Below are 24198 nucleotides of genomic sequence, written 5' to 3'. Positions count from 1 at the left end.
CCGATGACTCCTTTCGTCGCCATCCTGTTGCTGGTCGCCGGGCTCTCCGAGGCCGCCGGACGTCTCCTGCCGGTGGTGGCACGCCTGTCCGGGGTGTCGCACGTGCGGGTGGTCAGCCTGTTGCTGGCGGGCGCGGTCGTCGACGGCGCGGTGTTCGCGCTCTGGCCGCTGTCCGCGTGGGCCGTCGCCAATCTGGTGCTGCCCACCTCCCCGTCCGACGAGGCCGCGCTGGTCTGGACACCGGGCCTGGCCGTTCCGCTGGTGCTCGCCGGGGTTCTCGCGTTTCCGCTCCTCGGGCCGCTGCTGCACCTGTTGCTCATGGTGGGCGTGGGGGCCGGCCTCACCGGTGCGCTCGCCACGTTGGCCGGAGTTCGCTGGTGGGAGGCCGCCGGCTGTGTCGCGATCGCCGGAGTGGGGCTCGGCGTCTCCGTCGAGGCCGTCCGACGCCTTGTCGTGAAGCTCAACACCAGACGCGCACCGGAGCGGGTCGCGTGATCGGGTTGGCGTTCCTGCTGCTGCTCGGCGTGATCGGACTGGTGCTGATCGCCGAGGCCCTGCTTGCCCGCTACGAGGTGCTGGTCTACGCCGCTGGCTGGCGCACACCCACCATCTCCCGCCCCGAGGGCATGTCCTACGCCCGAGGGGCGGATCCGGACCGCCCTCCGGACGCCTACCTGGTCTATCTGGACGGCATCGGGAAACGACGTTTCCACGACACCCGCGATGGTGGCCGACTGGTCAAGGCCCTGATCAACCGGGCGCCGGAGCTCCGGGTTCTGGGCCAGGTGCAGCCCTACTCGCCGCTCGCCGTGCCGCTCGCCGACCGGCCGGTCTGGACCTGGGTGCGCCGCCGCGTCGGGCTGGCGCTGTTCCTGCACAACGTGATGCAGATCTTCGTCGCCGCCGACCGCCGATACCGTCCGCTGTACAACCGTGCCGTCGGCGCGCAGATCGCCACCGAGCTCACGGTCGCCGGTTACCGGCCGGACAGCGGTATACCCGTGGTCCTGCTCAGCTACAGCGGTGGCGCCCAGGTCGCCAGCGGTGCGGTGAACGAACTGTGGTCCCAACTGCGTACGCCGCTCTGGCTGATCACCCTCGGCGGATTTCACAACGGTGCCAACGACATCACCCATGCTCAGCACCTCGACCAGCTCACCAGTGCCGGTGACTGGATCGAGCGCGTCGGCACCTGGATCTTCCCGCAGCGGTGGCGGCTGTTCCGTTGGAGCGGATGGAACCGGGCCGACCGCGCCGGCAAGATCACCGTGCACCGGCTCGACCCGGCCACGCACATCGGTCCCCGCAGCTACATCGCCCCGGAGGCCCGCCTACCCGACGGCCGCAGCCACCTCGACCGGACCACCGACACCGTGCTCGCGGTGATCCGGGACCGCCTCGGCCGCACCGCGGAGACCGACGGCCCGCGGCCCTGAACGTTCACACCTCGGCCTTCAAGCCCGCCTGGTGATCCGCCTCTGTCTGGGACAGCCCGGAGATCTGGAGCAGTTGACTGACGACAACGCGCAGCTGCGAGACGACGACCGCACCGGAGGACCCGACACCCTCGGTACACGCCTCGTCGATGTCGGCGATCACCTGTAGCGCTCGCTCCCGCGCGCGGTCCGGCTCCCGCCCGGCCAGGAAGTCACGATGCAGGAGCCTGAACGCCTGGCCGAAGTGCTCGATCGCGGCGGCAAGGCCGGCCGGCAGCGTCTCCCGGGCGTGCAGTGCCGAGACCACCCACTGCACCATCTCGCGGGTGCTGGTGTAGGCGAGTTCAAGGTGCTCGGCCGCGCGCGCGTACCGACGCATGATGCCCAGCCGTCGTCTCCGCCACGGCGAGAGGATCGCGACTTCGCAGGCCGCCGCGACCACGTCGGCGGTGTTGCGTCGTTGCGCCTCGGCCGCACGCAGTCGCTGTAGGGCGGCCTCGGCCTGCCGTGCGTCCTGGCGAGTCAGCGCCTCAGCGATGGCGGTCATTTCACGGGCGATGGCATCGACTGTCGGACCAGCGGCGCGGTGCACGATCCGCACCGGATTGAGCGGCAGAATCAGCAGGGCCACCACGATGGCCACCACGACACCGACCAGGGCATTCGCCGTCCGGGGTACGGCCAGGTCGGGCCGGTCCGGAGACACTGTGCCGAGCAGGACGGCGGTGCTTCCCGCCTGCACCATGACGGCTCCGGTGCCTCGAAAAACGGCTGCCGCCGAAATGGCCAACGCCACGACCACGCCGGTCTGTATCGGGCCCGCCCCGATCAACCCGACGATCCCGTTTCCGACCAGCACCCCCAGGAAGACCCCGGCGAGAAGTTCCAGAGTTCGACGGGCCCGATTACCGATGGCCGCCGCGATGGTGCCGACGGCGGCGGCGGGCGCGAACAGTGGCTGCGGGTTGTGCAGCACGTCGCTGGCCACGAACCAGGCCAGACCGGCGGCCAAACCCGCCTGCACCGCGAGGATGAGGTACGTGCGGAGCCGTTCGTAGGCCTCCCGGCCCTCGCGCAGGGCACTCTTCGCCGGTCGGGCACCCCGACGCCTGCCGCGCACCTCTCACCCCCCCCACCACCGATCGGCTCTCTGACGATCGTCGTACGACGGCGAGCGTCGGGGGTGAGAGATCCCCAATCTGCTGCGGCAGCGGCCGAAGCCTGCGCCTCGGCGCGCAGGGCCGGTGGGGTGTGGTCAGCCGGCGTCGAGCAGGTCCAGGACGGCGTCGCGGGCGGCCCGGACGGTTGCCTCCGACTGCGGGTTGTGGTCGAGGATGTCGAAGGAGTGCTGGCCGTCCGGCACCTCGATCACCCGCAGCGGCCAACCCTGCGCGGTCGCCGCGGGGAGGAACGCGTCGAGGCCGGCCAGCACCGGTGGGATGTCCTTACCGGCGCGGGTCAGCACCAGCGGCCTGTGCGACGGGCCTCGTCATGCCCTGACCATATCGATCTTCGACCTGCCCGGTGGCCCCGTTGACCGTCTACGGGGGACGGTGCTCAGGCCGGGTCGGCGGGCTTCGCGGCATCGCCGGACTGGGCGTGCCGCTCCAGCAACCGCTGCCGGATCTCCTCCGGGGTATACGCGCGTCGACGCCGTTCGGCCCGCGCGATGACCACGCCGGTGGCCGCGACGCCGGCGAGACCGGCCAGCCCGAGGACCTTCCACCACCGCATTCGTTGCCGCATCGGCCTAGGCTAAACCCTCATGAGCATCAGCCTGGATGAGGCCGTCGAGGTGACCCGCACCGGTGACGTGTGGGTGTTCCGGGGCCGCAGCGTGCCGGACCGGGCGATCCAGTTCACCACCAACAGCCCGGTGAACCACGTGGGGATGGCGGTGGTGTTGGACGACATGCCGCCGTTGATGTGGCACGCGGAGTTGGGCAGGTCGTTGCCGGACCTGTGGTCGGGCACCCACCAGCGCGGTGTCCAGCTGCACGACCTGCGGGACGCGGTCTGCGTCTGGGCCAACCGGTACGGCCAGCGGGCCTGGCTGCGTCAGCTCGACCCACCTGCCGACGGGGAGATGGAGCGGGCGGTGCTGCGGACGATCGCGCGGTTGGACGGTACGCCGTTCCCGTCGACCGCGCAGTTGGCGTGGCGCTGGGTGCGGGGTCGGGTGCCGACGCTGCCGCGCCCCGGCCGGCTGTCCGCGCTGGCGCGCCCCACCAGACCCACCAGGCCCGCCAGCCCGGCCGGATCGGCGGGGGAGCGGGACCGGGCGTTGGAGACGGCGTACTGCGCCGAGGTGGTGGCGGTGACCTATGAGGCCATGGGGTTACTGCCGGCGGGCCGGCGTCCGAACTGGTATGACCCGGGGCGGTTCTGGAGCGGTGACGACCTCGGCCTGGCCGCCGATGCGCGGTTGGGTGCGGAGATCGAGGTGCGGGTGCCGGCGCGCTGAGGTTTGACCGCAGCGGTGACCGGCAATTGCTGGGGCCGTGACCGCCTCCACGGACCTTGAGACGTTGGCCGACTTCTTCGACCGGTACGGCGTGGCGTTGACCTCCGGCGACCTGCCGGCCATCGCCGGCTGTTACGCCCTGCCAGGGTTGGTGGTGGCCGACACCTACAGCTTCTCGTTCACGTCCGCGGCGGCGGTGGCGCTGTCCTTCGTGGGCGCCGCGCCGGACTACCAGGACCGGGAGTTGGTCGCCGCCCACGCCCGGATGGAGGAGGTGCAGCCGTTGTCCGCCCTGTTGACGATGGTGGCGGTGGAGTGGGAGTTCCTGGACAGTCGGGGGCAGGCGGTGCCGGGTGAGCGGTACCGCTATCTGCTGCGCACCTCGGATGACGGGCCACTGATCTGCACGGTCGTCCGGACGGGCTGACCGACCGGGGCCGGTCGGCTCGATCCGTACCCGCCCGGTTTCCGGACCGTGCGGCGCTGGCTACGCTGTCGCGTCGGTGCGGGACGAGGGGAGACCTGATGGCGGTGCGGCCGGACGGTGCGGCAGATTCGCGGGCGGTGCGGGTGTTGGCATCGGTGCCGTGGATCGTGGTGCTGCTCGGTGTGGGTTTGCTCGTGGTGCTCCTGGTGGTTGCGCTGTTGTCGTTTCGGACCAGGGAGCGGGACGCCGCGCCGCAGGCCGCGCCTCCGGCGTTCCTGCCGACCGTGCCGGCCGGCGCGTCGACCACCGGTGGGCCGACCCCGGCCGGTGTGGAGCGGCGCTCGGTGTCTCCGCGACCATCGCGCAGTGGTCGGACGCCGTCGCCGCGGGCCACCGGGACCGGCTCGCCGACACCGGGGCGGACGAGCGTCCTGACGGCCCCGACGACGGCGTCGGCGGACGACACGGTCAGCGCCCGCTACCAGGTCGGTACGAACGGCTACAACGGGGACGCGGCGGTGCTGTCGGTGGTCAACAAGTCGAGTCGGTCGGTGGACTGGCAGGTGGAGTTGGCGTTCGACGACGACACGTGGGCGCTGCGCGTGGGTGATGACTCGGGCGTCTCGGTGCGCGGGCGGGGGAACGGGGAGTTCGTGTTGCGCGGCACCCGTTCGCTGAATCCGGGTGACTCCCGGACGGTGCGGCTGCGCGTCGGCTGGGGCGAGTCGGCGCAGCGACCGCTCACGTGCACGATCAACGGGGTCGACTGCCGGATCGGTTGACCTGGGGCCGGGCCAGCGTTGCGCCGCCAGGCTTTCCGGCCCGGGCCGCCGATCGCTACGCTGCGCGGACGGTCCGCTGAGGGAGGTACATGTCCGGCATCCGCCGTGCTTCGCGTCCGCCGAACGGTCCGGTCGCGATCGCCACGTCGCCCTGGATCGTGGTGGGCGCCGGTGTCGTCGTGATGGTGGTTCTGCTCTTCGTGGCCCTGGGCGCGTACCGGGGACGTAGCCCTGCGCCGGACGGCGCGCAGCCGCCGGCGTTGCCGCTGCCGTCCGCGGTGGCGGCGCCGAGCGCGCCCACGTCGGCGCCGTCTCCTGCTCCGGTGGTGCCGGGGTTGTCCGGGCGGGCGAGCGGGCTGCCGCCGAGCACCGCGCCCGGGTCGGGTTCACCGTCGGCGGCCCCGACGGTCGGTCCGATCACGAAGCCGACGGCGACGCGGTCGCCGAGTCGGGCGGCCTCGGGGCAGCCGGCGATGACCGGGCGGTACCGGGTGGTGCAGAGCTTCGACGGGGGTTTCATCGGCGAGGTGTCGATGGTCAACGGGTCGGCCCGCAGTCGTGGTTGGACGGTGTGGTTGGACTTCTCCGGTGGGCGGCTGGTGACCGCCTGGGTGGAGGGTGTGCCGCAGGGGACGGTCCGCCAGTTCGATGGTGGTTTCACCTACGTCAGTGGGGTTGAGGTGTCGCCGGGCGGTTCGGTGTCGTTGCGCTTCCACCTGGAGCGGGCGTCCCACACGCCCCGGGAGTGCACTGTGGACGGGGTGCGCTGCACCGGGCTCTGACCGGCACTTGCGCAAGGTTGCTGCTGCGTTGCGACCCTGTTTGCAAACTATTGCAGAATGTTTCGGCAAGGGTTAGCGTGCGGCCATCAGCGACCAGAGGAAGGCGTCGATGAAACCCCCGCCGATACCGCGCACCGCCCTGCTGGCCCTTGCCTCCCTGCTCACCGTCACGCTCGTCGGCGCCCCGGTCGCCGTGCACCCCGCCGCCGCGAACCCCCGACCCTCCGATGGCACCCCACCCGCCGCCGGTGGTGCGACCCAGTGGCGTACCGAACCCACCGCCGAGGCGCTGCTGAAAGCAGGCGACAACTCCGCCCGCGCTGAGCAGTTCTACTTCGTTCTGCCGGACCGGTTCGCCAACGGTGACCCCCGCAACGACCGGGGCGGCCTCAGCGGCGACCGGCTGCGGACCGGCCTCGACCCCACCGACAAAGGCTTCTACCACGGCGGCGACCTCAGGGGCGTCATCGACAAGTTGGACTACATCCAGGGGATGGGCACCACCGCCATCTGGCTCGCCCCGATCTTCAAGAACCGGCCGGTGCAGGGGGCCGGCAACGACATCTCGGCCGGCTACCACGGGTACTGGATCACCGACTTCACCCAGGTGGACCCGCACTTCGGCACCATGGAGGAGATGAAACGGCTGGTCAAGCTCGCCCACCAGCGTGGCATCAAGATCTACCTCGATGTGATCGTCAACCACACCGCCGACGTCATCAAGTACGCCGAGAACACGTACGCGTACGTGGACAAGGCGACCTCGCCGTACACCGACGCGCAGGGCCGTGCGTTCGAGGACCGCAACCACGCCGACGGCAGCCGCCCGTTCCCGCCGGTCAACAAGGAGTCCTTCCCGTACACGCCGACGTTCGCCGAGCCGAAGGACGCCAGCGTCAAGGTCCCGGCCTGGCTCAACGACGCCACCATGTACCACAACCGCGGTGACTCCACCTTCGCCGGCGAGAACAGCGAGTACGGCGACTTCTTCGGCCTCGACGACCTGTGGACCGAACGTCCCGAGGTGGTCCAGGGGCTGACCAAGGCGTACGGGGACTGGATCGGCGCGACCGGCGTCGACGGGTTCCGGCTGGACACCGTGAAACACGTCAACATGGACTTCTGGCCGCAGTTCAGCCAGGGCATCGAACGGGCCGCCGAGAAGGCCGGCAAGAAGGACTTCTTCATGTTCGGCGAGGTGTACAGCGCCGACCCGGAGATCAGCTCCAGCTATGTCCGGCGGGGCGGTCTGCCGGCCACCCTCGACTTCGCCTTCCAGGAGGCCGCGCGGGGCTTCACCGCCGGCGCCGGCTCGGCGAAGGCGCTCGCCGACGTGTACGCGCGCGACGACCTCTACGCGGCACGCGACACCGACGCGGGCCGGTTGACCACCTTCCTCGGCAACCACGACATGGGCCGGATCGGCTCGTTCATCGCCGGTGGCGGCACCGACCCGGCCAGTCACCTGCGCCGCGACCAACTCGCCCACCAGTTGATGTTCCTGACCCGTGGCCAGCCGGTGGTCTACTCCGGCGACGAACAGGGCTTCACCGGCCCGGGCGGCGACAAGGACGCCCGCCAGGACATGTTCGCCTCAAAGGTGCCCGACTACCTCGACGACGACCTGCTCGGCACCGACCGCACCCACGCCAGCGACCAGTTCGACCCGACCCACCCGCTGTACCGGACCATCGCCGACCTGGGCCGGCTGCGCCAGGCGCACCCCGCGCTGCGCGACGGTGTGCAGGTCACCCGGTACGCGGCCGACGGGCCCGGGGTCTTCGCCGCCTCCCGGATCGCCCCGGCCGACCGCATCGAGTACGTGGTGGCCGTGAACAACGCCGACACGGCGCAGACTGTCACCGTGGACACCTGGTCGGCCGGCGCCACCTTCACCGGCATCTACGGCGGCTCGAACGGCGACGCCGGTGCGCCCCCGGCCCCGACGACCGCGCGGGCCAACGGTGACGGCGAGCTGGCCCTCACCGTGCCGCCGCTGTCGGCGGTGGTGTACCGGGCCGGTACCCCCATCGCTGCGGCGGCCGACAAGCCGACCATCACCATCACCAGCCCCGACCCGGGCGCACCCGTCGCCACCCGCGCGGCGGTCAACGCCCGGGTGACCGGCGACCCGCTCGCCACCGTCACCGTCGCCGCCCGGGTAGCCGGCGGCCGGTGGACGCTGCTGGGCAGCGCCGACCACGCCCCGTACACCGTGCAGCACGACCTGACCGGCCTGGCCGGCGGTGTCCGGGTCGAGTACAAGGCGGTGGTCCGCGACGGTCGGGGTCGTACCGCCACCGCCCGGTCCGCCGCCGTGGTGGGCACCCCGGCCCAGGGCAGCTCCCGGGAATGGGCGGTGGTGCACTACCAGCGCCCCGCCGGCGGGTACGACGACTGGGCGTTGTACGCCTGGGGAGACATCGACCCGGCGTACGTCACCGAGTGGCCGAAGGGGCAGCCGTTCGCCGGGGAGGACTCCTACGGCCGGTTCGCCTGGGTGAAACTCAAGCCCGGCGCGACGTCGGTGAGCTTCCTGGTGGTCGACTCCGACGGCAACAAGGACGTCGCCCAGGACCGCAGCATCGACGTCACCCAGACCGGCGAGATCTGGCTCAAGCAGGGCGACCCGGCGATCTACCCGAGCCGACAGGCGGCCACCGGTGCCCAGGACCCGCCGGTCGAGGAGGGCACCGCCGTGCTGCACTACCGGCGGGCCGACGGCAACTACGACGGCTGGGGCCTGCACCTGTGGGACGGCGCGGCCAACCCGACCGAGTGGTCCGCCCCGCTGCGGCCGAGCGCCGTCGACGCGTTCGGGGCGGTGTTCCGGGTGCCGCTGGCAGCCGGCGCCACCGGTCTGAACTACATCATCCACCAGGGCGACACCAAGGACCTCCCCGACGACCAGCGGCTCGACTTCGCCAGCGCCGGCCGGGAGGTGTGGCTGCTCGCCGCCACACCGGGCCGCCTGCTGCCGTCGATGGCCAGCACCGCCAGCGGGGACACCGACATCAGCAAACAGAAGGCGCACTGGATCGACCGGTCCACCGTGGCGTGGCAGACCCCGCCGACCGACAGCAAGACGTACGCGCTGGTCGCCGCGCCCACCGGCGGCGTCAGCGTGGTCGACGGCGAACTGACCGGCACGTACACCACGATGCCGCTGCGGGCGCAGCGTAACGGGCTCACCGAGGCGCAACGCGACAGGTTCCCGCACCTGTGGTCGTACCGTAGCTTCGCCCTGGACACCGCGGACCTGGCCAAGGTCCCGGCGGCGCTGCGGGGGCAGGTGCTGGTCACCGAGCGCGACGCCGAGGGTGCGCTGCTCGCCGCGACCGGCGTGCAGCTGCCCGGTGTGCTCGACGACGTGTACTCCCGGGCGGCCGACGCCACCCTCGGGCCCACGTTCGTGGGCCGGACGCCGAGCCTCGCGTTGTGGGCGCCGACCGCCCGCACCGTGCGCCTGCAGCTGTTCGCCACACCCACCGCCGCGCCGAAGACCGTGCCGATGCGCCGCGACGATCGCACCGGCGTCTGGTCGGTACGCGGCGACCACACCTGGACCGGCGCGTTCTACCGGTACGAGGTGACGGCCTGGCAGCCGGCGACGCAGCAGATGGTCACCGCGTCGGTCACCGACCCGTACTCGGTGGCCCTCGCCGCGGACTCCACGCACAGCCAACTGGTCGACCTGAGCGACCCGAAGCTGGCCCCGCCCGGGTGGCGCACGCTGCGCAAACCGGCACCGGTGCCGCCCGCGAAGGCGCAGATCACCGAGCTGTCCGTACGGGACTTCTCCATCGCCGACGACACCGTGCCGGCGCAGCGGCGCGGGACCTTCCTCGCCTTCACCGACCCGGGAACCGCCGGCATGACCCACCTGCGGGCGCTCGGCGACGCCGGGGTCACCCACCTGCACCTGCTGCCGGCGTTCGACTTCGCGACGATCCCCGAGCGGCGGGCCGACCAGCGCCAGCCCGCCTGCGACCTGGCGGCGCTCCCGCCAGACTCGGCGGAGCAGCAGAAATGCGTGGCGGCGGTCGCCGAGACCGACGGCTACAACTGGGGGTACGACCCGCTGCACTACACCGTGCCGGAGGGCGGTTACGCCGTCGACCCGGCCGGCGCGGCCCGGACCACCGAGTTCCGGCGGATGGTCGCCGGGGTGAACGACGCCGGGCTGCGGGTGGTCATGGACGTCGTCTACAACCACACCTCCGCCGCCGGCGCCGACGCGAAGTCGGTGCTCGACCAGATCGTGCCCGGCTACTACCACCGGCTGCTGGAGGACGGCACGGTGGCCAACTCCACCTGCTGCGCCAACACCGCTCCGGAGCACGCCATGATGGGCAAGCTGGTGGTCGACTCGCTGGTCACCTGGGCCCGACAGTACAAGGTGGACGGCTTCCGCTTCGACCTGATGGGACACCACCCGAAGGCCAACATCCTGGCCGTCCGTGCGGCCCTGGACCGGTTGACCGTCGCCCGCGACGGCGTGGACGGCCGGTCGATCCTGCTCTACGGCGAGGGCTGGAACTTCGGCGAGGTCGCCAACGACGCCCGTTTCGTCCAGGCCACCCAGGCCAACATGGCCGGCACCGGCATCGGCACCTTCAACGACCGGCTCCGCGACGCGGTGCGCGGCGGTGGACCATTCGACGCCAACCCACGGGTGCAGGGTTTCGCCTCCGGGCTCTACACCGACCCGAACGGCGATGCGGTCAACGGGTCACCGGCCGAGCAGAAAGCCCGGCTGCTGCACGCCCACGACCTGCTCAAGGTGGGCCTCACCGGCAACCTGCGCGACTACCGGTTCACCGACACCGCCGGGCGGCAGGTCACCGGGGCGCAGGTGGACTACAACGGCTCCCCGGCCGGCTACACCGCCACGCCGGGGGAGGCCATCACCTACGCCGACGCGCACGACAACGAGATCCTGTACGACGCGCTGGCGTACAAACTGCCGCAGGCCACCACGGCGGCGGACCGCTCCCGGATGCAGGTGCTGGCACTGGGCACGGTGGTGCTGGGACAGGGCACCGGTTTCGTCACCGCCGGCACCGAACGCCTGCGGTCCAAGTCGCTCGACCGCAACTCGTACAACTCCGGTGACTGGTTCAACCAGATCCGCTGGGGCTGCGCACGGGGCAACGGGTTCGGCGCCGGTCTGCCCCCCGCGCCCGACAACGAGGACAAGTGGTCGTACGCCAAGCCGCTGCTGGCCGACCCGGTGCTGGTGCCCGACTGCGCGGCGATCAACACCACCGACGCGCGGTACGCCGAGTTGCTGCGCATCCGGGCGTCGTCGCCGGTGTTCGGGCTGGCCACCGCCGAGCAGGTGCAGCAGCGGGTCGCGTTCCCGCTGGCCGGTGCCCAGGAGACGCCCGGTGTGCTGACCATGACCCTGGATGCCCGCGGGCTGGGCGGTCCGTGGAAGTCGGTGACAGTCGTCTTCAACGGCACCCCGTCGGCGGCGACGCAGACGGTGACCGGGCTGCGCGGAGCGGATGTGGCACTGCACCCGGTGCTGGTCGACTCGGCCGACCCGGTGCTGCGCAGCGCCTCGTTCGACCGGGCGACCGGCACATTCACCGTACCGGCGCGCAGCGTGGCGGTCTTCGTCCAGAAGTGACGGTGAACCGGCCCCCTTCCGCGTCTCGCGGAAGGGGGCCGGTCCGTTGTGCTGGCGCTGCGTCGCGGTCACCCGAGGGTGCTGCGCTGCGTCACCCGAAGGTGATCAGGCGAAGCAGTTCTCGATGGTGCCGCCCGGGATGGCCAGGCAGTTGGTCGGACGGTTCGCGGTGATCGCAGACTTGTCGTCCACGTTCACGTCTCCGAAGAAGCTGAAGACACCGCCCGGCTCGAAGGTGGAGAAGTTGTGGGCGACCTTCGTCTTCAGCAGGTTGACGTCGCCGAAGATGTTGAAGATGCCGCCACCGACCCCGATCGGACCCAGGGCCCGGTTGCCGACAACCTCGCTGTCGCGCAGCGTGGTGGTGCTGCCGGCGTTGAAGAGCCCGCCGCCGAAGAAGCCGGCGGTGTTGTCCTTGATGCTGCTCTTCTCGAACGTGGCCACGCTGTCGAAGGCGATGGCCACACCACCACCGACACCGGCGGTGCTGTTCTTCTCCACCGTGACGTGGTGCAGGTTCAGCTGGCTGTCCGCTGCCGCGATACCACCGCCAGCGAGAACCGCGGTGTTCGAGACGAACTTGGTCTCGTACGCCGTGGTGTTGCCCTCGATGTCGAGGTAGCCGCCGCCGAAGCCCAGCGTCTCGTTGTCGGTGATCTCGGCCTTTTTGAGCTCGACCGTTCCGCCGTCGACGTCGTCGGTGAAGATCTCCGCGGCACCGTTGGAGATACCGCCACCACCGATGATGGCGGTGTTGTCCTTGATCTTCGACTCCTCGACCTTGAGCAGGCCGGCGTTGAAGACGCCGCCACCGAAGAAGAAGGCGGTGTTACGGGCGACGGTGCTGTGCCAGATCTTCGTGGTGCCGAAGTTGGCCACGCCACCACCGTTGCCGCCCGACTGGTTCAGGACGACCTCGGACTCCAGGATCTCGGCGGTGCCACCCGGTTGGACCAGGATTCCGGCACCGTCGGTCGCCTCCGGCTGCTCGACGAGCGGCGTGACGACGCCCGCCTTGGCGGTCGGCGCGGCCTTGGCCGTGACCTTCGGAGCGGCCGTCAGGCCCGCCTTCGGGTTGGCCTGCCGGGCGGTGAGCGCCTGGTTCAGCGGAACGCCGGCCTTCACCTGCGCCGCAATGGCCTCGGAGTCGGAGTACGACGCCCAGACGGCCGCCGGCTCGACACCGTTGAACAGTTCGAGGGTCTGGCCGCCCTTGATGGTCAGGCCCTTGATGGTGAGGTGACCACCCGCGCCGACGTTGAGGATGCGGAAGTAGTCCGCGGTGGCTTCCCGAGCGATCGTCGTGTGCTCACCCTTCAGGGTGATGCGCTCGGTGATCACCGGCAGGCCGTTGCCCTCGTAGTCGTTGCGGGTCAGGTTGTAGGTGCAGCCCTTGGCCAGTTCCAGCACACCGCCGTGCTTGTTGTTGGCGAACACGATCGCCTGAATCAGCTTGTCGGTGTCGCAGGGCACCTCCTTCCCGCGCTCGTGGTCCTTGTCCCGGTCCTTGTCGCGGCCCTCGTCCCGGTTCTTGTCCTTGTCCTTGTCCCAGTCGCGCCCTTCTTCACCCCGCTGGTCGCCGTCCTTGCTGACCTGCGCGGTGTTCCAGTTCAGGCCGACCGCTCCGGCGCTGCCCGCGACGCCCACCGCCGCAAGACTGATCACGCCCGTCAATCCGGCCACGCCACTGGCGAGCCAGAGCTTGCGGCGGCGCTTGGCCGTCGCCTGCCCGGAGGCTTCGTTGTTCGATAGGTAGTTGGACATCGGAGCTCTCTGCCCTCTCCTCGTACCAGACAGGGTCGCCGCCGTCAGACGGGCGTCCCCTGCTACAAATCGGTTGTAGCTCCCAAAACCACCGTATGAGAAGGTTCCTCGCCTCGCGGGCTTATCCGAGAGAAGCCCACATTCGGTTCATGTTGCCCTCGGAGGCCCGGAAGGGCGCGCTGCCGCCCAAGCCGGTCGCGCAGCCCTGTGACCTGCCCAAATGGGTACGCCCCTCCGAACCGTGACCGGCTCGGAGGGGCGCGCCCTCTATGTAAATCAGCCCCACCCGATCAGGCGAAGCAGTCCGGAACGTTGAAGCAGTTGGTCGGGCGGTTGGCAGTGACCGCAGACTTGTCGTCGAGCGTCACGGTGCCGCCGAGGCTGTTGAAGATGCCCCCCGGCGGGAGGGTGGAGAAGTTGTGCGCCACCGTCGTCCGGTGGAGCCTGACCTCGCTCCCCTCGGTGTTGAAGATGCCGCCGCCGCGAGCGAACGGGCCGACCGCGCGGTTGCCCACCACCTCGCTGTCGCGCAGCGTGGTGACGCTGTCGTCGTTGTAGAGACCGGCGCCGAAGAAGCCGGCGGTGTTGTCCTTGATCCTGCTGTTCTCGATCGTCGCGACGCTGTCGAAGGCCACGGCCAGGCCGCCACCCACACCGGCGGTGCTGTTCTTCGCCACCGTGGCGTCCTTGAGGGTGAGCTGGCTGTCGGCCACGGCGATACCACCACCGGCCAGGACCGCGGTGTTGTCACTGACCGTCGTCTGGTGCAACGTCGTGGTGCCCTCGACATCCAGGACGCCGCCGCCGAAGCCCAGCGTCTCGTTGTCGCTGACCTCGCTCTTGTAGATCCAGGCCGAGCCGCCGTCGACGTCGTCGGTGAAGATCTCCGGAGCACCGTTGGCGACGCCACCGCCGCCGATGATCCCGGTGTTGTCCTTGATTTTCGACTCGTCGACCTGGAGTACGCCGGCGTTGAAGATGCCACCGCCGAAGAAGAAGGCGGTGTTGTGCGCGACCGTCGTCTTGCTGAGCCGGGTGCTGCCAAAGTTGGCCAGCCCGCCGCCGTTGCCGCCGGACTGGTTGTAGAGCAACTCACTGTCGAGGATCTCCGCGCGACCACCGGGCTGCACCAGCACCCCGGCACCGTCGGTGAACCCCGGCTGCTCGACCAGCGGCGTCACCGCCGGCCCGGCAGCGACCGGCTTCGCCGCTGCGGCTACCGGCTTGACGGCCGTCGCCTTGGTGGCTGTCGGTGTGGCCTTGGTGGCTTTGGCTGCCGTTGGGGCCTTGGCCGTGGTGGCTTTCGCGGTGGCCGGCGCCGGCGCTGCCTTGGTGGCAACCTTCGCGGCCGGCTTCGCGGTCGCAGCGGGCTTCGCTGCTGCTGTCGCCGGCTTGGCGCCAGGCGCCGCTGCGGCCGACGGCTTGGCCACGGTGGAGCGGACCGCAGCCGAGTACGGCGCCCAGACCGTCGCCGGGTCAGCCGTCATCACGGGTTGAAGGGTCTGGCCACCCCTGATGCTCAGGCCCTTGAGAGTGAGGTGCCCGCCGGGGCCGACGTTCAGGATGCGGAAGTAGTCGGCCGTGGCATCGCGGCCGATGGTGGTGTGCTCACCCTTGAGGGTGATGTGCTCGGTGATCACCGGGAGGCCGTTGCCCTCCTGGTTGCGCGTCAGGGTGTAGGTGCACCCCTTGGCCAGCTCCAGCACGCCGCCGTGCTTGTTGTTGGCGAACGTGATCGCCTGAATCAGCTTGTCGGAGTCGCAGGGGACCTGCCGGGTGCGGTCCTTCTCGCCGTACTCGCCCCCCTTGCCGTACTCGCCCCCCTTGCCGTCCTTGCCCGACTGGTCGTCGAATCCGCTCCAGTCGCCGCCGCTCCACTCGTCGTCCTGACCACCGTCGTCCTTGCCGCCGTCTCGGTTCGCGCCGTCGTCGCTGACGTTCTGCCGATTGGTCGACGGCTGCGCGTCGGACACCTGCTCGGACTGCGGCTTGTCGTTCCGGGCGGCGACGCCGCCGAGGGCCGCCAGGCCGACCACGCCGGTCAGCCCGGCCACACCGGCGACCCAGAGCGCCCGCCTTCGCCGTGTTGGCGGAGCTGTCGAGGCCCCGCCGTCGGTACTCGTTACGTCGTTGGACATCAGAGCCTTCCGCCCTTTCCTGCTACCAGACGGGATCGCACCGCCCGAGGCGCCACGACCAGCTACAAATGGGTTGCAGCCACTGATCCCCACGGTATGAGAACCATCTTCGCGATGCGGACGTATCCGAGATAACCGCACATTCGACGCACCCGCGCAGAGGGTGACCAACCGGTTTCGGGCTGGCAGAAACGGCGCGAGCAGCACAAACAGCGACGGGCAGTGTCACTGGGCAGGCCGAACGCCCTCGGCGCCCAACCCGCCACGCGTCCCCGTGCGAGCGCCACCATCCCCTCGTGCGGACAGGACCGCACCAAAGGCACACCGCCCTTTGCTCTGCACCCGCCCATGCGCCGGTTACGGACCGTGCGTGGTGCGCGGGCGGGTGCAGAGCAAAGGGCGGAGACCGCTCGGCAGGCCGTGGTCACCGACGGGGTGAGGGGGTTGCCGTCTGGGTCATCTGGCGGCCGGCGGCCTGCCCGGTGGCCCCTGTGTCAACGCCGCTCCAACCCTGGATCTGGCCCACTTTCCGTGATCAGGACTGACCCGGCTCGGGGTACCAAGTCCACTGTGTAGGGTGCGTCGTGCGATCGGCTGATCTTGTTGCGGTCCTGCCTCATCTGGCACCTGTCGTGGTTGAGCGAGTGGATCGGCAGTCAGCTGGCCTGCGGATATGGGCGCGAGCGCGAGCCCGTCGTGCGGCGTGTACCGGTTGTGGGCGTCGGGCCCGGCGGGTTCACAGCCGCTACGAACGTCGACTCAGCGATGCCGCGGTGGCTGGCCAGCCGGTGGAGATCCGGTTGCGGGTCCGCCGGTTCTTCTGCGACACGGTGCGCTGCCCGGTCCACACGTTCGCCGAGCAAGTCAGCGGGTTGACCTGCAGGTATGGGCGGCGCAGTCCGCTGCTTCGCCAGACGCTGGAGAAGATCGGGCTGGCGCTTGCCGGTCGAGCGGGTGCCCGGCTGGCCGGCCGCCTCGGTCTGGTGACCAGCCGCAGCAGCGTCCTGAGGCTGGTCCGCGCCCTGCCCGACCCGCCGGTCGGGAGGCTCACCGCGGTGGGCGTGGATGACTTCGCCCTGCGCCGAGGCCACCGCTACGCGACGGTGCTGGTCGACGTCGACACCCGCCGGCCGATCGATCTGCTACCCGATCGTGAAGCGGCCACCCTCGCCACCTGGCTGGGGCAGCATCCGAGCGTGCAGGTTATCTGCCGAGATCGCGCCAGCGCCTACGCCGAGGGCGCCCGCACCGGTGCGCCCCAGGCTATCCAGGTGGCCGACCGGTGGCATCTGTGGCACAACCTCGCCGAACACGTCGAGAAGACCGTCGCCCGTCACCACCGCTGCCTCACCACCGCGCCGCCGCAGCCCGCACTGACGGCCACGGAGGACCTGATCCAGGTTGCCGTCGATGCCACTACCCAACGGGCAGAGCAGGGACTGTTGGTGCCTCGAACCCGGCGCCGTTATGAGCAGGTTCAGGCGCTCTGGGCTGAGGGCCACAGCATCCGGGAGATCACCAGGCGACTCGACCTCGCCCGCGGCACCGTGCGCCGCTTCGCCCGCGCCGGCAGTGTCGATGAGCTCCTGGCCAAACCTCGCGCCGGGCGGCCCAGCATCCTCGACGACCACCTCGACTACCTGCACCAACGCCTCAACGATGGCATCACCAACGCCACCGAACTGTTCGCCGAGATCCGCGCCCGTGGCTACCGCGGCAGTGCCACCACCCTGCGCACCTACCTGCAACCCCTACGAGCTGTCGCCACGCCACCACCAGCCCGACCCCGGCCGCCGAAAGTTCGCCGGATCACCGCCTGGTTGCTGCGCCACCCCGACGCACTGCACCCTGACGACCAAGTCGGCCTCGCCACGATCCGTGCTGCCTGCCCGCACCTGAACGCTGTTGCGGACCACGTCAACGCGTTCGCGGAGATCCTTACCGGCCGCCACGGGCACCGCCTCAATGCCTGGATCACCGCAGTGACCGCAGACGACCAGCCCGACCTGCACTCGTTCATCGCTGGTCTGCGCCGTGACCACGACGCCGTCCTCAACGGCCTGACCCTTCCCTACAGCTCCGGCGTCGTCGAAGGACACGTCAACCGAATCAAAATGATCAAGCGACAGATGTATGGCCGCGCGAACCTCGACCTGCTCCGCAAGCGAGTCCTGCTGAGCTGACCGGGTCAATCCCGATCACGGAAAGTGGGTCAGATCCCCAACCCTGACCACCGTGGTCCGGCTGAAACTGGACCACCTCGGTTGGTTGATCTTTAGTCGTTGGTCTTATTTGCTGCAGGGACGCGGCCGAGGTCGCGGTCTTTGAGTCGGTAGCTGTCGCCCTTCATCGAGATGACTTCGGCGTGGTGGACGAGGCGGTCGATCATGGCTGCGGCGACGACGTCATCGCCGAAGACTTCGCCCCATCTGCCGAAGGGCTTGTTCGAGGTGACGATGAGGCTGGCGCGTTCGTAGCGGTTGGAGACCAGTTGGAAGAACAGGTTCGCGGCTTCGGCTTCGAAGGGGATGTAGCCAACCTCGTCGACGATCAGCAGCGGAATCCGAGCGAGCTTGACCAGTTCGTCCTGCAGACGCCCGGCGTGGTGGGCGTCTGCCAGGCGGGACACCCACTGGGCGGCGGTGGCGAACGCGACCCGGTGTCCGGCCTGGCAGGCCCGGATCCCGAGGCCGATGGACAGGTGGGTCTTGCCAGTGCCGGGCGGGCCCAAGAAGACGACGTTCTCCTTCGACGCCACGAAGTCGAGGGTGCCGAGGTGGGCGATCGTTTCCCGCTTCAACGACCGCTGGTGCTCGAAGTCGAACTCCTCGAGACTCTTGCGGGCCGGGAACCTCGCGGCTCGGATGCGGCCCTCACCGCCGTGGGCCTCCCGGGCAGCCACTTCGCGTTGCAGGCAGGCGGCGAGGAACTCCTCATGCGTCCACGACTCCGCCCGAGCCCGCTCCGCCAGACGTTCCACCGACGCAGCCAAGGAGGGCGCTTTCAGGGCGCGGGTGAGGAACGCGATCTCGGAGGACACGTTGCGGTTGCTGGTCTTGGCGGCCATCACGCAGCCACCTCAACGTCGAGGCCGAACATCCGGTCGTAATCGCTGAGCCGCCGGTGCTCGACCTCCGCGGTGACTGCCGGCGCCGGCACCTGCCGGGCGGCCATACGCAGGTCAGCAGCGGCCTGCCGATGGACCGGGTCGGTGATGCTCTGATGCTTGGCCCAGCAGCGGTCGTGTCGGGCGACCTGGCGGCTGTCGCAGAACACCTGCACCCGATCGGCGTCAGCGACGATGTCGACACGTCTTCCCACCGCCGCCGGGTGCACCGAGTAGTCGTTACTGTCCAACCGGACGTAATGATCGCGAGGCAACCGCGTGGTCTGTCGCCAGCCGACCACCGGCGCGACCGGCGGCAGCGACAGCATCGCGGCCCGGTCGGCGTCCCACCGCTCGGCCGGGCGGCAGCCCAACATCCGGTGTTGGCGGTTGTTCGCCCGCACCAGCCACTCGGTGAGCTGGGCGTTGAAGTCCTGCGGCGAGCCGAACCGGCGCCCGGGCAGGAACGACGTCTCGAGATAGCCGTTGGCCCTCTCGACCAGGCCCTTGGCCTCCGGGTCCGCCGGCCGGCACTGGATCACCTTGATGCCCAGGGTCCCGCGGAAGGCGTTCATCGCCTCGGTCAGCTGCGGCCGACCAGCCCGCCACTGCCCGACCGCGGACTCGTTGTCCCACACCAACGCCTTCGGCGTCCGATCCCAGCCTGAGATCAACGTCCAGTGCCCCGCCAGCAGATCCGGTGACTGCCGCGACGGGATCATCACCGCCGACAGCCACCGCGAATACCCCGACACCATCACCAACACCGGTGGCCGGCCGACCTGACCGAAACCCAAGGTCACGTCCGCCGGCGGGAACCACAGGTCGCACTGCGCCAACTCGCCCGGCAGATAGTCAGTGCGCTGGGCCGGGTCGGGGCGGCGGAACAACGGCCGCAGCTGCTGCACCCGATCGCAGAACACCGTCTTGCCCCGGGTCCACCCGACCCGTTCCATGATCACTGTCGAGGGCATGTCGGGGAACTCCGCCAACAACACCCTGATCTGCGGCTCGACCGCGTCCACGATCGAGCCCTTCGCCGCCCGCTGATACCGCGGCGGCTCATCACTGGCCAGGGCCTTCTTCACGGTGTTGCGAGACATCCTCAACCGCCGTGCGATGGCCTGAATCGCCATACCCTCCGACCGCCGCAGCCGCCGGATCTCCGCCCAGTCCTCCACGCTCAGCACCTCCCGATGCTTCAGGAGGTGGTCCCGATTCACCCGGAACCACGTGGTCAGTTTTCAGGCGGAGCCGACACCCTGGAGGTGTTCGGCTGCCGAACGTTGCTCGACCTCGCGGCCTGATCCACTCGGGTTTCTTGAAATTGCGGTGTCCGGACGACGGGGATGCCGCGACTTCAAGGAACCCGAGTGGATCACGGCTGGGTCGGCCTGGCTGCTAGCCCGCAGCGACGGCCGGATGGCCTCTTGCGGCCACGGGTGGGTGGTGGCCGGGCCGGGGGCGTTGGGTCGGGTGGGTGGTGGCCGGGCCGGGGGCGTTGGGTCGGGTGGGTGGTGGCCGGGCCGGGGGCGTTGGGTCGGGTGGGTGGTGGCCGGGCCGGGGGCGTTGGGTCGGGTGGGTGGTGGCCGGGCCGGAGGCGCGGGGCCGGGCGGGCGGGGGTCGCAGGGGTCAGAGGCCAACGAGGGTGGGGGCCACAGAGGGGAGTGGACGACGTGGCGTTGTGGTGGGCTCGGCCTGCGGTGCGGTGGCCTATGGCGTTGGGGCTCGGCGCGCCGGGGAGGACGTACGCTGCCGTCTCGCTCGGGCGTCGGGGAGTGCGGATACCGCACGTGCTGACCCGCCGAGCGTGATCCACTCGGTTCACTGATGACGTGGCATCCGCGGGACGGGGATAGCGCGACTTCAGGAAACCGAGTGGATCACGGGGCGAGGGCTTGAGCTACCCGGCCTTTGGGGCGCGGCCAGCTGGGCTGGCGGGTCTGCCGGGCTGGCGGGTCTGCCGGGCTGGCGGGGCTGGCGGGTCTGCCGGGCTGGCGGGTCTGCCGGGCTGGCGGTTTAGCTGGGCTGGGCGGGTTAGCTGGGTAGGCGGGGGCCGGCTTCGCGCTGCTCGGCCAGCCAGGTCTCCACCTCGTCGGAGGTACGGGGCAACCCGGCCGACAGGTTGACCGCGCCGGTCGCGGTGACCAGCACGTCGTCCTCGATCCGGATGCCGACACCGCGCAGCTCGGCGGGGACCAGCTCGTCCTCGGGCTGGAAGTACAGACCGGGCTCGACGGTGAGCACGTAGCCCTCACCCAGCGCGCCGTCGCGGTACGTCTCCTTGCGGGCGTTGGAGCAGTCGTGCACGTCGATGCCGAGCATGTGGCCGAAGCCGTGCAGCGTCCACCGCCGGTAGACGGTCGACTTCTCGTCCATCGCCTCGTCCACGCTGACCGGCAGCAGACCCAGGTCGGACAGCCCTTCGGCGAGGACCCGCATGCAGGTCAGGTGGACGTCCTTGAACTTGACGCCGGGGCGGATGGCCTCGATGCCGGCCTGCTGCGAGGCGTACACGATGTCGTAGACCTGGCGCTGCAGCGCGGTGAACCGGCCGTTCACCGGCAGGACCCGGGTCACGTCGGCGGTGTAGAGGTTGCGGCCCTCGACACCCATGTCCATCAGCAGCAGGTCACCCGGTCGGGTGGCGCCGTGGTTGTGCACCCAGTGCAGGATCGTGGCGTGCTCGCCGGCACCGACGATCGAGCCGTACCCGACGTCGTTGCCGTCGTGGCGGGCCCGCAGCGCGAAGACGCCCTCCAGGAGCCGTTCGGAGACCGCCCGGTCGGCCGGCAGGATCCGGGCCACGTCCTCGAAGCCGCGTACGGTGGCGTCGATCGCGTCCTGGAGCTGGCCGATCTCCCACTCGTCCTTGACCAGCTTCATCTCGGAGATGGCACTGGCCAGCTCCCGGTCGCGGGCCGGCTGGCCCTCGGCGCGGGGCCCGTCGTAGGGGCGGACGGCCGCGTCCACCTGGGCGTCGAAACCGCGCAACACCCGGGTACGCCCCGGAGCCAGGTCGGCGAGCGTCGCCTCCAGGCCGGTCAGGTCGGCGGTGGGCAGACCCAGCTCGGTCGACTTCTCGCTGAGGGTGTGCCGCCGGCCCACCCACAGCTCGCCGTTGCGGCTGCGGAAGAACTCGTCGGTCTCCCGGGAAGACCGGGGGCGCATGTACAGCGTCGCGTCGTGCCCGGAGCCGTTCGGGCGCAGCACCAGCACGCTGTCGGCGTCGTGGTCGCCGGTCAAGTAGGCGAAGTCGCTGCCCGGTCGGAACGGGTAGTCGGTGTCGTTGGCCCGGACCTTCTCGGTGCCGGTGGGGATCACCAGCGTCTCGCCGGGGAAGGCCGCCGAGAGGGCCGCCCGCCGCTTGGCGTAGTTGGGCGTCTCTGGGCGGGGCGTCACGGGGAGCGCCGTGTCGCGCCAGCCCTGCCGCATGAAGGACAGGAACGCCTCCGGGAAGTCCGGATCGTGCGATTCCGTACCGTCCGTCGGCGTACCGTCGGTGCGTCCCTCGGTCATTGCGCCGCTCCCTCCGCTTCGTTGCTGGTCCCGACGGTACCGCGCCCCCGGTTGGCGGTAACGCCCCCGGGGAGGCGGGTGGATCGACGGACGGCTGCGAGGGCCGACAGTGCGCGTGGAAAGATGGCCACCATGTGCGGACTTCTGGCCTTCTTCAGCGCGAACGGCAACGCCGCGGCGCATCGCGACCACATCGCCGGAGCGTTGGAATGCCTGCACCACCGCGGCCCCGACGAGACCGGGGTCGAGGTGGTCGGCGACGCCTCCGGCCGGTACGCGGACGGCGTGTTCGCCCACAAGCGGCTGGCCATCATCGACGTCGCGTCGAGCCACGAGCCACTGCCCTACGCGAACGGCCGTTACCTGCTGACCTTCAACGGCGAGATCTACAACTACATCGAGCTGCGCGAGGAGTTGATCAGAAACTTCGGCGCACAGTTCGCCACCGCCGGTGACGGTGAGGTGATCGTCGCGGGCTACCACTTCTGGGGTGAGCAGGTGCTCACCCGGCTGCGGGGCATGTTCGCCTTCGTCATCTGGGACCGGCAGGAGCGCCGGGCGTTCGGCGCCCGCGACTACTTCGGCATCAAGCCGATGCACTACCTGGAGACCGCCGACGGCCTCTACCTGGCCTCGGAGAAGAAGGCGCTGCTGCCGTTCGCGCACAGCAACTACCAGGGCGATGCGGGCGTCGACACGGCCAACCTGAGCCACTACCTGACCCTGCAGTACGTGCCCGAGCCCGGCACCCTGCACAAGGGCATCAACCGGATCGGCTCCGGGGAGTACCTGAACTGGACCCCGGGCGGGCGGATCGACGTACGCCGGTGGTACCGGCCGGTGTTCCGGCCGGCGCCCGTCGACGACGAGCAGAAGCTGTACCACGAGATCCGTGAGACGCTGCGGGAGAGCGTGCGCATGCACATGCGCTCCGATGTGCCGGTGGGCTCGTTCCTGTCCAGCGGTATCGACTCCACCGCGGTGGTCGCGCTGGCGCGCGAGTTCAACCCGAACATCCTCACCTTCACCGTGGGCTACGACGTGCCGGGTTACTCGGAGATCGACGTCGCCCAGGAGTCGGCCCGGCACCTGGACGTCACGACGATCCCCACCAAGATCGGTCCGCAGGACATGATCGACGCCCTGCCGAAGATCGTCTGGCACCTGGACGACCCGGTGGCCGACCCGGCGTTGGTGCCGCTCTACTTCGTGGCCAAGAAGGCCGCCGAGCACGTCACGGTGGTGCTCTCCGGTGAGGGTGCGGACGAGTTCTTCGGCGGCTACACGATCTACCGGGAGCCGCTGTCGCTGGGCACCGTGAACGGCCTGCCCGGCGGTGTGCAGAAGGGGCTGCGCGCGGTCTCCAAGGCGATCCCGCAGGGGGTCAAGGGAAAGAGCTTCCTGGAGCGCGGCACCACCCCGATCGAGGAGCGCTACTACGGCAACGCCCGGATGTTCACCGAGGAGGAGAAGCAGCAGCTGATGCGCCGCTACGACCCCTCGGTGCGCTACACGGACGTCACCGCCCCGATCTACGCGGAGTGCACGGAGCTCGACGACGTCACCAAGATGCAGTACGTGGACCTCTACACCTGGCTGCGCGGCGACATCCTGGTCAAGGCCGACCGGATCTCGATGTCGCACTCGTTGGAGGTGCGGGTGCCGTTCCTCGACCGGGAGGTCTTCGACGTCGCGGCGAAGATCCCGGTCGACCTGAAGCTGCCGCCGCGCTCCGACGCCACCAAGTACGCGATGCGTCAGGCGTTGCAGGGTGTCGTGCCGCCGGCCATCGTCAACCGTAAGAAGCTGGGCTTCCCGACCCCCACCCGGGTCTGGCTGCGCGGTGAGATGTACGAGTGGGCCCGGCACGTGCTCAGCACCTCGGGTGCGGGTGATCTGCTCGACCTGTCGTACGCGCTGCGGCTGCTCGACGAGCACAAGCGGGAGGAGGCCGACCACTCCCGCAAGGTGTGGACGGTGCTGATCTTCTGCATCTGGCACGCGATCTTCGTGGCCAAGACCCTTGACCCGGGTATCCAGCGCAACCAGTCGGCGCTGCTCACGAAGCCGGTCGTCGGTTCCATGGTCCGCTGACCTCGCCCCACCCTGTTGATCAAGAGGTTTGCGTCATCCGGCGCGGTTCCG

General features: G+C 70.1%; 18 protein-coding genes. 9 read left to right on the top strand and 9 right to left on the bottom strand.

Annotated features, from left to right (window positions below; all coding sequences use genetic code 11):
* The first annotated feature begins 3 nt into the window (after nt 1–3).
* Nucleotides 4–495 (top strand): hypothetical protein, encoded by a 492-nt coding sequence (locus EV382_RS15505; protein ID WP_130402632.1) that lies wholly within the window; start codon nt 4–6, stop codon nt 493–495.
* Complete coding sequence (locus EV382_RS15500; RefSeq protein WP_208758425.1) at nt 492–1436, top strand: hypothetical protein; 945 nt, start codon at nt 492–494, stop codon at nt 1434–1436. Before EV382_RS15505 ends, EV382_RS15500 begins: the two co-directional genes overlap by 4 nt.
* Nucleotides 1437–1440: 4 nt before the next feature.
* On the opposite strand, the gene EV382_RS15495 is transcribed toward EV382_RS15500, so the two are convergent.
* The 3 genes from EV382_RS15495 to EV382_RS15485 all read right to left on the bottom strand — a co-directional run bounded on the left by EV382_RS15495 (nt 1441) and on the right by EV382_RS15485 (nt 3182).
* On the bottom strand, nt 1441–2556 hold the full coding sequence (locus EV382_RS15495) for an FUSC family protein (protein WP_130402630.1): 1116 nt from the start codon (nt 2554–2556) through the stop codon (nt 1441–1443).
* A 135-nt stretch (nt 2557–2691) separates the two neighbouring features.
* A complete protein-coding gene (locus tag EV382_RS15490) occupies nt 2692–2901 on the bottom strand; it encodes a hypothetical protein (RefSeq protein WP_130402628.1) in 210 nt (69 codons plus the stop codon).
* Nucleotides 2902–2993: 92 nt separating this feature from the next.
* Complete coding sequence (locus EV382_RS15485; protein ID WP_130402626.1) at nt 2994–3182, bottom strand: hypothetical protein; 189 nt, start codon at nt 3180–3182, stop codon at nt 2994–2996.
* A gap of 19 nt (nt 3183–3201) precedes the next feature.
* On the opposite strand from EV382_RS15485, the gene EV382_RS15480 reads away from it, so the two are divergent.
* The 3 genes from EV382_RS15480 (at nt 3202) to EV382_RS15470 (ending at nt 5109) form a co-directional block, all read left to right on the top strand.
* Nucleotides 3202–3900, top strand: a complete 699-nt coding sequence (locus EV382_RS15480) for a hypothetical protein (RefSeq protein WP_130402624.1) — start codon at nt 3202–3204, stop codon at nt 3898–3900.
* A gap of 37 nt (nt 3901–3937) precedes the next feature.
* The gene (locus EV382_RS15475) at nt 3938–4327 is read left to right on the top strand and encodes a hypothetical protein (protein WP_130402622.1); all 390 of its coding nucleotides are present in this window, start codon (nt 3938–3940) and stop codon (nt 4325–4327) included.
* Between the two features lie 98 nt (nt 4328–4425).
* Nucleotides 4426–5109: a hypothetical protein gene (locus EV382_RS15470; RefSeq protein WP_130402620.1), complete on the top strand. Its 684-nt coding sequence runs from the start codon at nt 4426–4428 to the stop codon at nt 5107–5109.
* A 55-nt stretch (nt 5110–5164) separates the two neighbouring features.
* Here EV382_RS15470 and EV382_RS33500 read toward each other — a convergent pair whose 3' ends face one another.
* On the bottom strand, nt 5165–5530 hold the full coding sequence (locus tag EV382_RS33500) for a hypothetical protein (RefSeq protein ID WP_244236709.1): 366 nt from the start codon (nt 5528–5530) through the stop codon (nt 5165–5167).
* A 52-nt stretch (nt 5531–5582) separates the two neighbouring features.
* On the opposite strand from EV382_RS33500, the gene EV382_RS33495 reads away from it, so the two are divergent.
* Nucleotides 5583–5891, top strand: coding sequence for a cellulose binding domain-containing protein (locus EV382_RS33495; RefSeq protein WP_244236708.1), 309 nt, complete (start codon nt 5583–5585; stop codon nt 5889–5891).
* A 109-nt stretch (nt 5892–6000) separates the two neighbouring features.
* Nucleotides 6001–11526 carry a pullulanase-type alpha-1,6-glucosidase gene (gene pulA / locus EV382_RS15460; protein WP_130402616.1) on the top strand — a complete coding sequence of 1842 codons (5526 nt, stop codon included), beginning with the start codon at nt 6001–6003 and terminating at the stop codon, nt 11524–11526.
* A 105-nt stretch (nt 11527–11631) separates the two neighbouring features.
* Here pulA and EV382_RS15455 read toward each other — a convergent pair whose 3' ends face one another.
* Complete coding sequence (locus EV382_RS15455; protein ID WP_130402614.1) at nt 11632–13290, bottom strand: hypothetical protein; 1659 nt, start codon at nt 13288–13290, stop codon at nt 11632–11634.
* 290 nt (nt 13291–13580) lie between these two features.
* Entirely contained in the window at nt 13581–15428 is a 1848-nt protein-coding gene (locus EV382_RS32740; RefSeq protein WP_165435799.1) for a right-handed parallel beta-helix repeat-containing protein, read from the bottom strand.
* 584 nt (nt 15429–16012) lie between these two features.
* Between EV382_RS32740 and EV382_RS15440 the strand changes: the two genes are divergently transcribed.
* On the top strand, nt 16013–17611 hold the full coding sequence (locus EV382_RS15440) for an ISL3 family transposase (RefSeq protein ID WP_341870162.1): 1599 nt from the start codon (nt 16013–16015) through the stop codon (nt 17609–17611).
* Between the two features lie 92 nt (nt 17612–17703).
* Here the strand turns inward: EV382_RS15440 and istB are convergent, their stop codons facing one another.
* The 3 genes from istB to EV382_RS15425 form a co-directional block, all read right to left on the bottom strand.
* Entirely contained in the window at nt 17704–18495 is a 792-nt protein-coding gene (istB, locus tag EV382_RS15435; protein WP_130402608.1) for an IS21-like element helper ATPase IstB, read from the bottom strand.
* On the bottom strand, nt 18495–19724 hold the full coding sequence (gene istA, locus EV382_RS15430; protein ID WP_130402606.1) for an IS21 family transposase: 1230 nt from the start codon (nt 19722–19724) through the stop codon (nt 18495–18497). Before istA ends, istB begins: the two co-directional genes overlap by 1 nt.
* 847 nt (nt 19725–20571) lie before the next feature.
* On the bottom strand, nt 20572–22053 hold the full coding sequence (locus EV382_RS15425; protein WP_130402604.1) for an aminopeptidase P family protein: 1482 nt from the start codon (nt 22051–22053) through the stop codon (nt 20572–20574).
* Nucleotides 22054–22185: 132 nt separating this feature from the next.
* Here EV382_RS15425 and asnB point away from each other — a divergent pair, with 132 nt between their 5' ends.
* Nucleotides 22186–24147 (top strand): asparagine synthase (glutamine-hydrolyzing), encoded by a 1962-nt coding sequence (asnB, locus tag EV382_RS15420; RefSeq protein WP_130402602.1) that lies wholly within the window; start codon nt 22186–22188, stop codon nt 24145–24147.
* Nucleotides 24148–24198: the final 51 nt, after the last annotated feature.

The sequence above is a fragment of the Micromonospora violae genome, from assembly GCF_004217135.1.
Lineage (GTDB): Bacteria > Actinomycetota > Actinomycetes > Mycobacteriales > Micromonosporaceae > Micromonospora > Micromonospora violae.
Note: the sequence above shows the minus strand (reverse complement) of the source record. Positions and strands in the feature narration are given on the sequence as shown.

What these genes read in the sequence shown, in the direction of transcription:
- EV382_RS15505 (WP_130402632.1), top strand. Translation starts at nt 4, where the DNA reads ATGACTCCTTTCGTCGCCATCCTGTTGCTGGTCGCCGGGCTCTCCGAG.
- EV382_RS15485 (WP_130402626.1), bottom strand. Translation starts at nt 3,182, where the DNA reads ATGCGGCAACGAATGCGGTGGTGGAAGGTCCTCGGGCTGGCCGGTCTC.
- EV382_RS15480 (WP_130402624.1), top strand. Translation starts at nt 3,202, where the DNA reads ATGAGCATCAGCCTGGATGAGGCCGTCGAGGTGACCCGCACCGGTGAC.
- EV382_RS15470 (WP_130402620.1), top strand. Translation starts at nt 4,426, where the DNA reads ATGGCGGTGCGGCCGGACGGTGCGGCAGATTCGCGGGCGGTGCGGGTG.
- EV382_RS33495 (WP_244236708.1), top strand. Translation starts at nt 5,583, where the DNA reads ATGACCGGGCGGTACCGGGTGGTGCAGAGCTTCGACGGGGGTTTCATC.
- pulA (WP_130402616.1), top strand. Translation starts at nt 6,001, where the DNA reads ATGAAACCCCCGCCGATACCGCGCACCGCCCTGCTGGCCCTTGCCTCC.
- EV382_RS15455 (WP_130402614.1), bottom strand. Translation starts at nt 13,290, where the DNA reads ATGTCCAACTACCTATCGAACAACGAAGCCTCCGGGCAGGCGACGGCC.
- EV382_RS32740 (WP_165435799.1), bottom strand. Translation starts at nt 15,428, where the DNA reads ATGTCCAACGACGTAACGAGTACCGACGGCGGGGCCTCGACAGCTCCG.
- istB (WP_130402608.1), bottom strand. Translation starts at nt 18,495, where the DNA reads ATGGCCGCCAAGACCAGCAACCGCAACGTGTCCTCCGAGATCGCGTTC.
- EV382_RS15425 (WP_130402604.1), bottom strand. Translation starts at nt 22,053, where the DNA reads ATGACCGAGGGACGCACCGACGGTACGCCGACGGACGGTACGGAATCG.
- asnB (WP_130402602.1), top strand. Translation starts at nt 22,186, where the DNA reads ATGTGCGGACTTCTGGCCTTCTTCAGCGCGAACGGCAACGCCGCGGCG.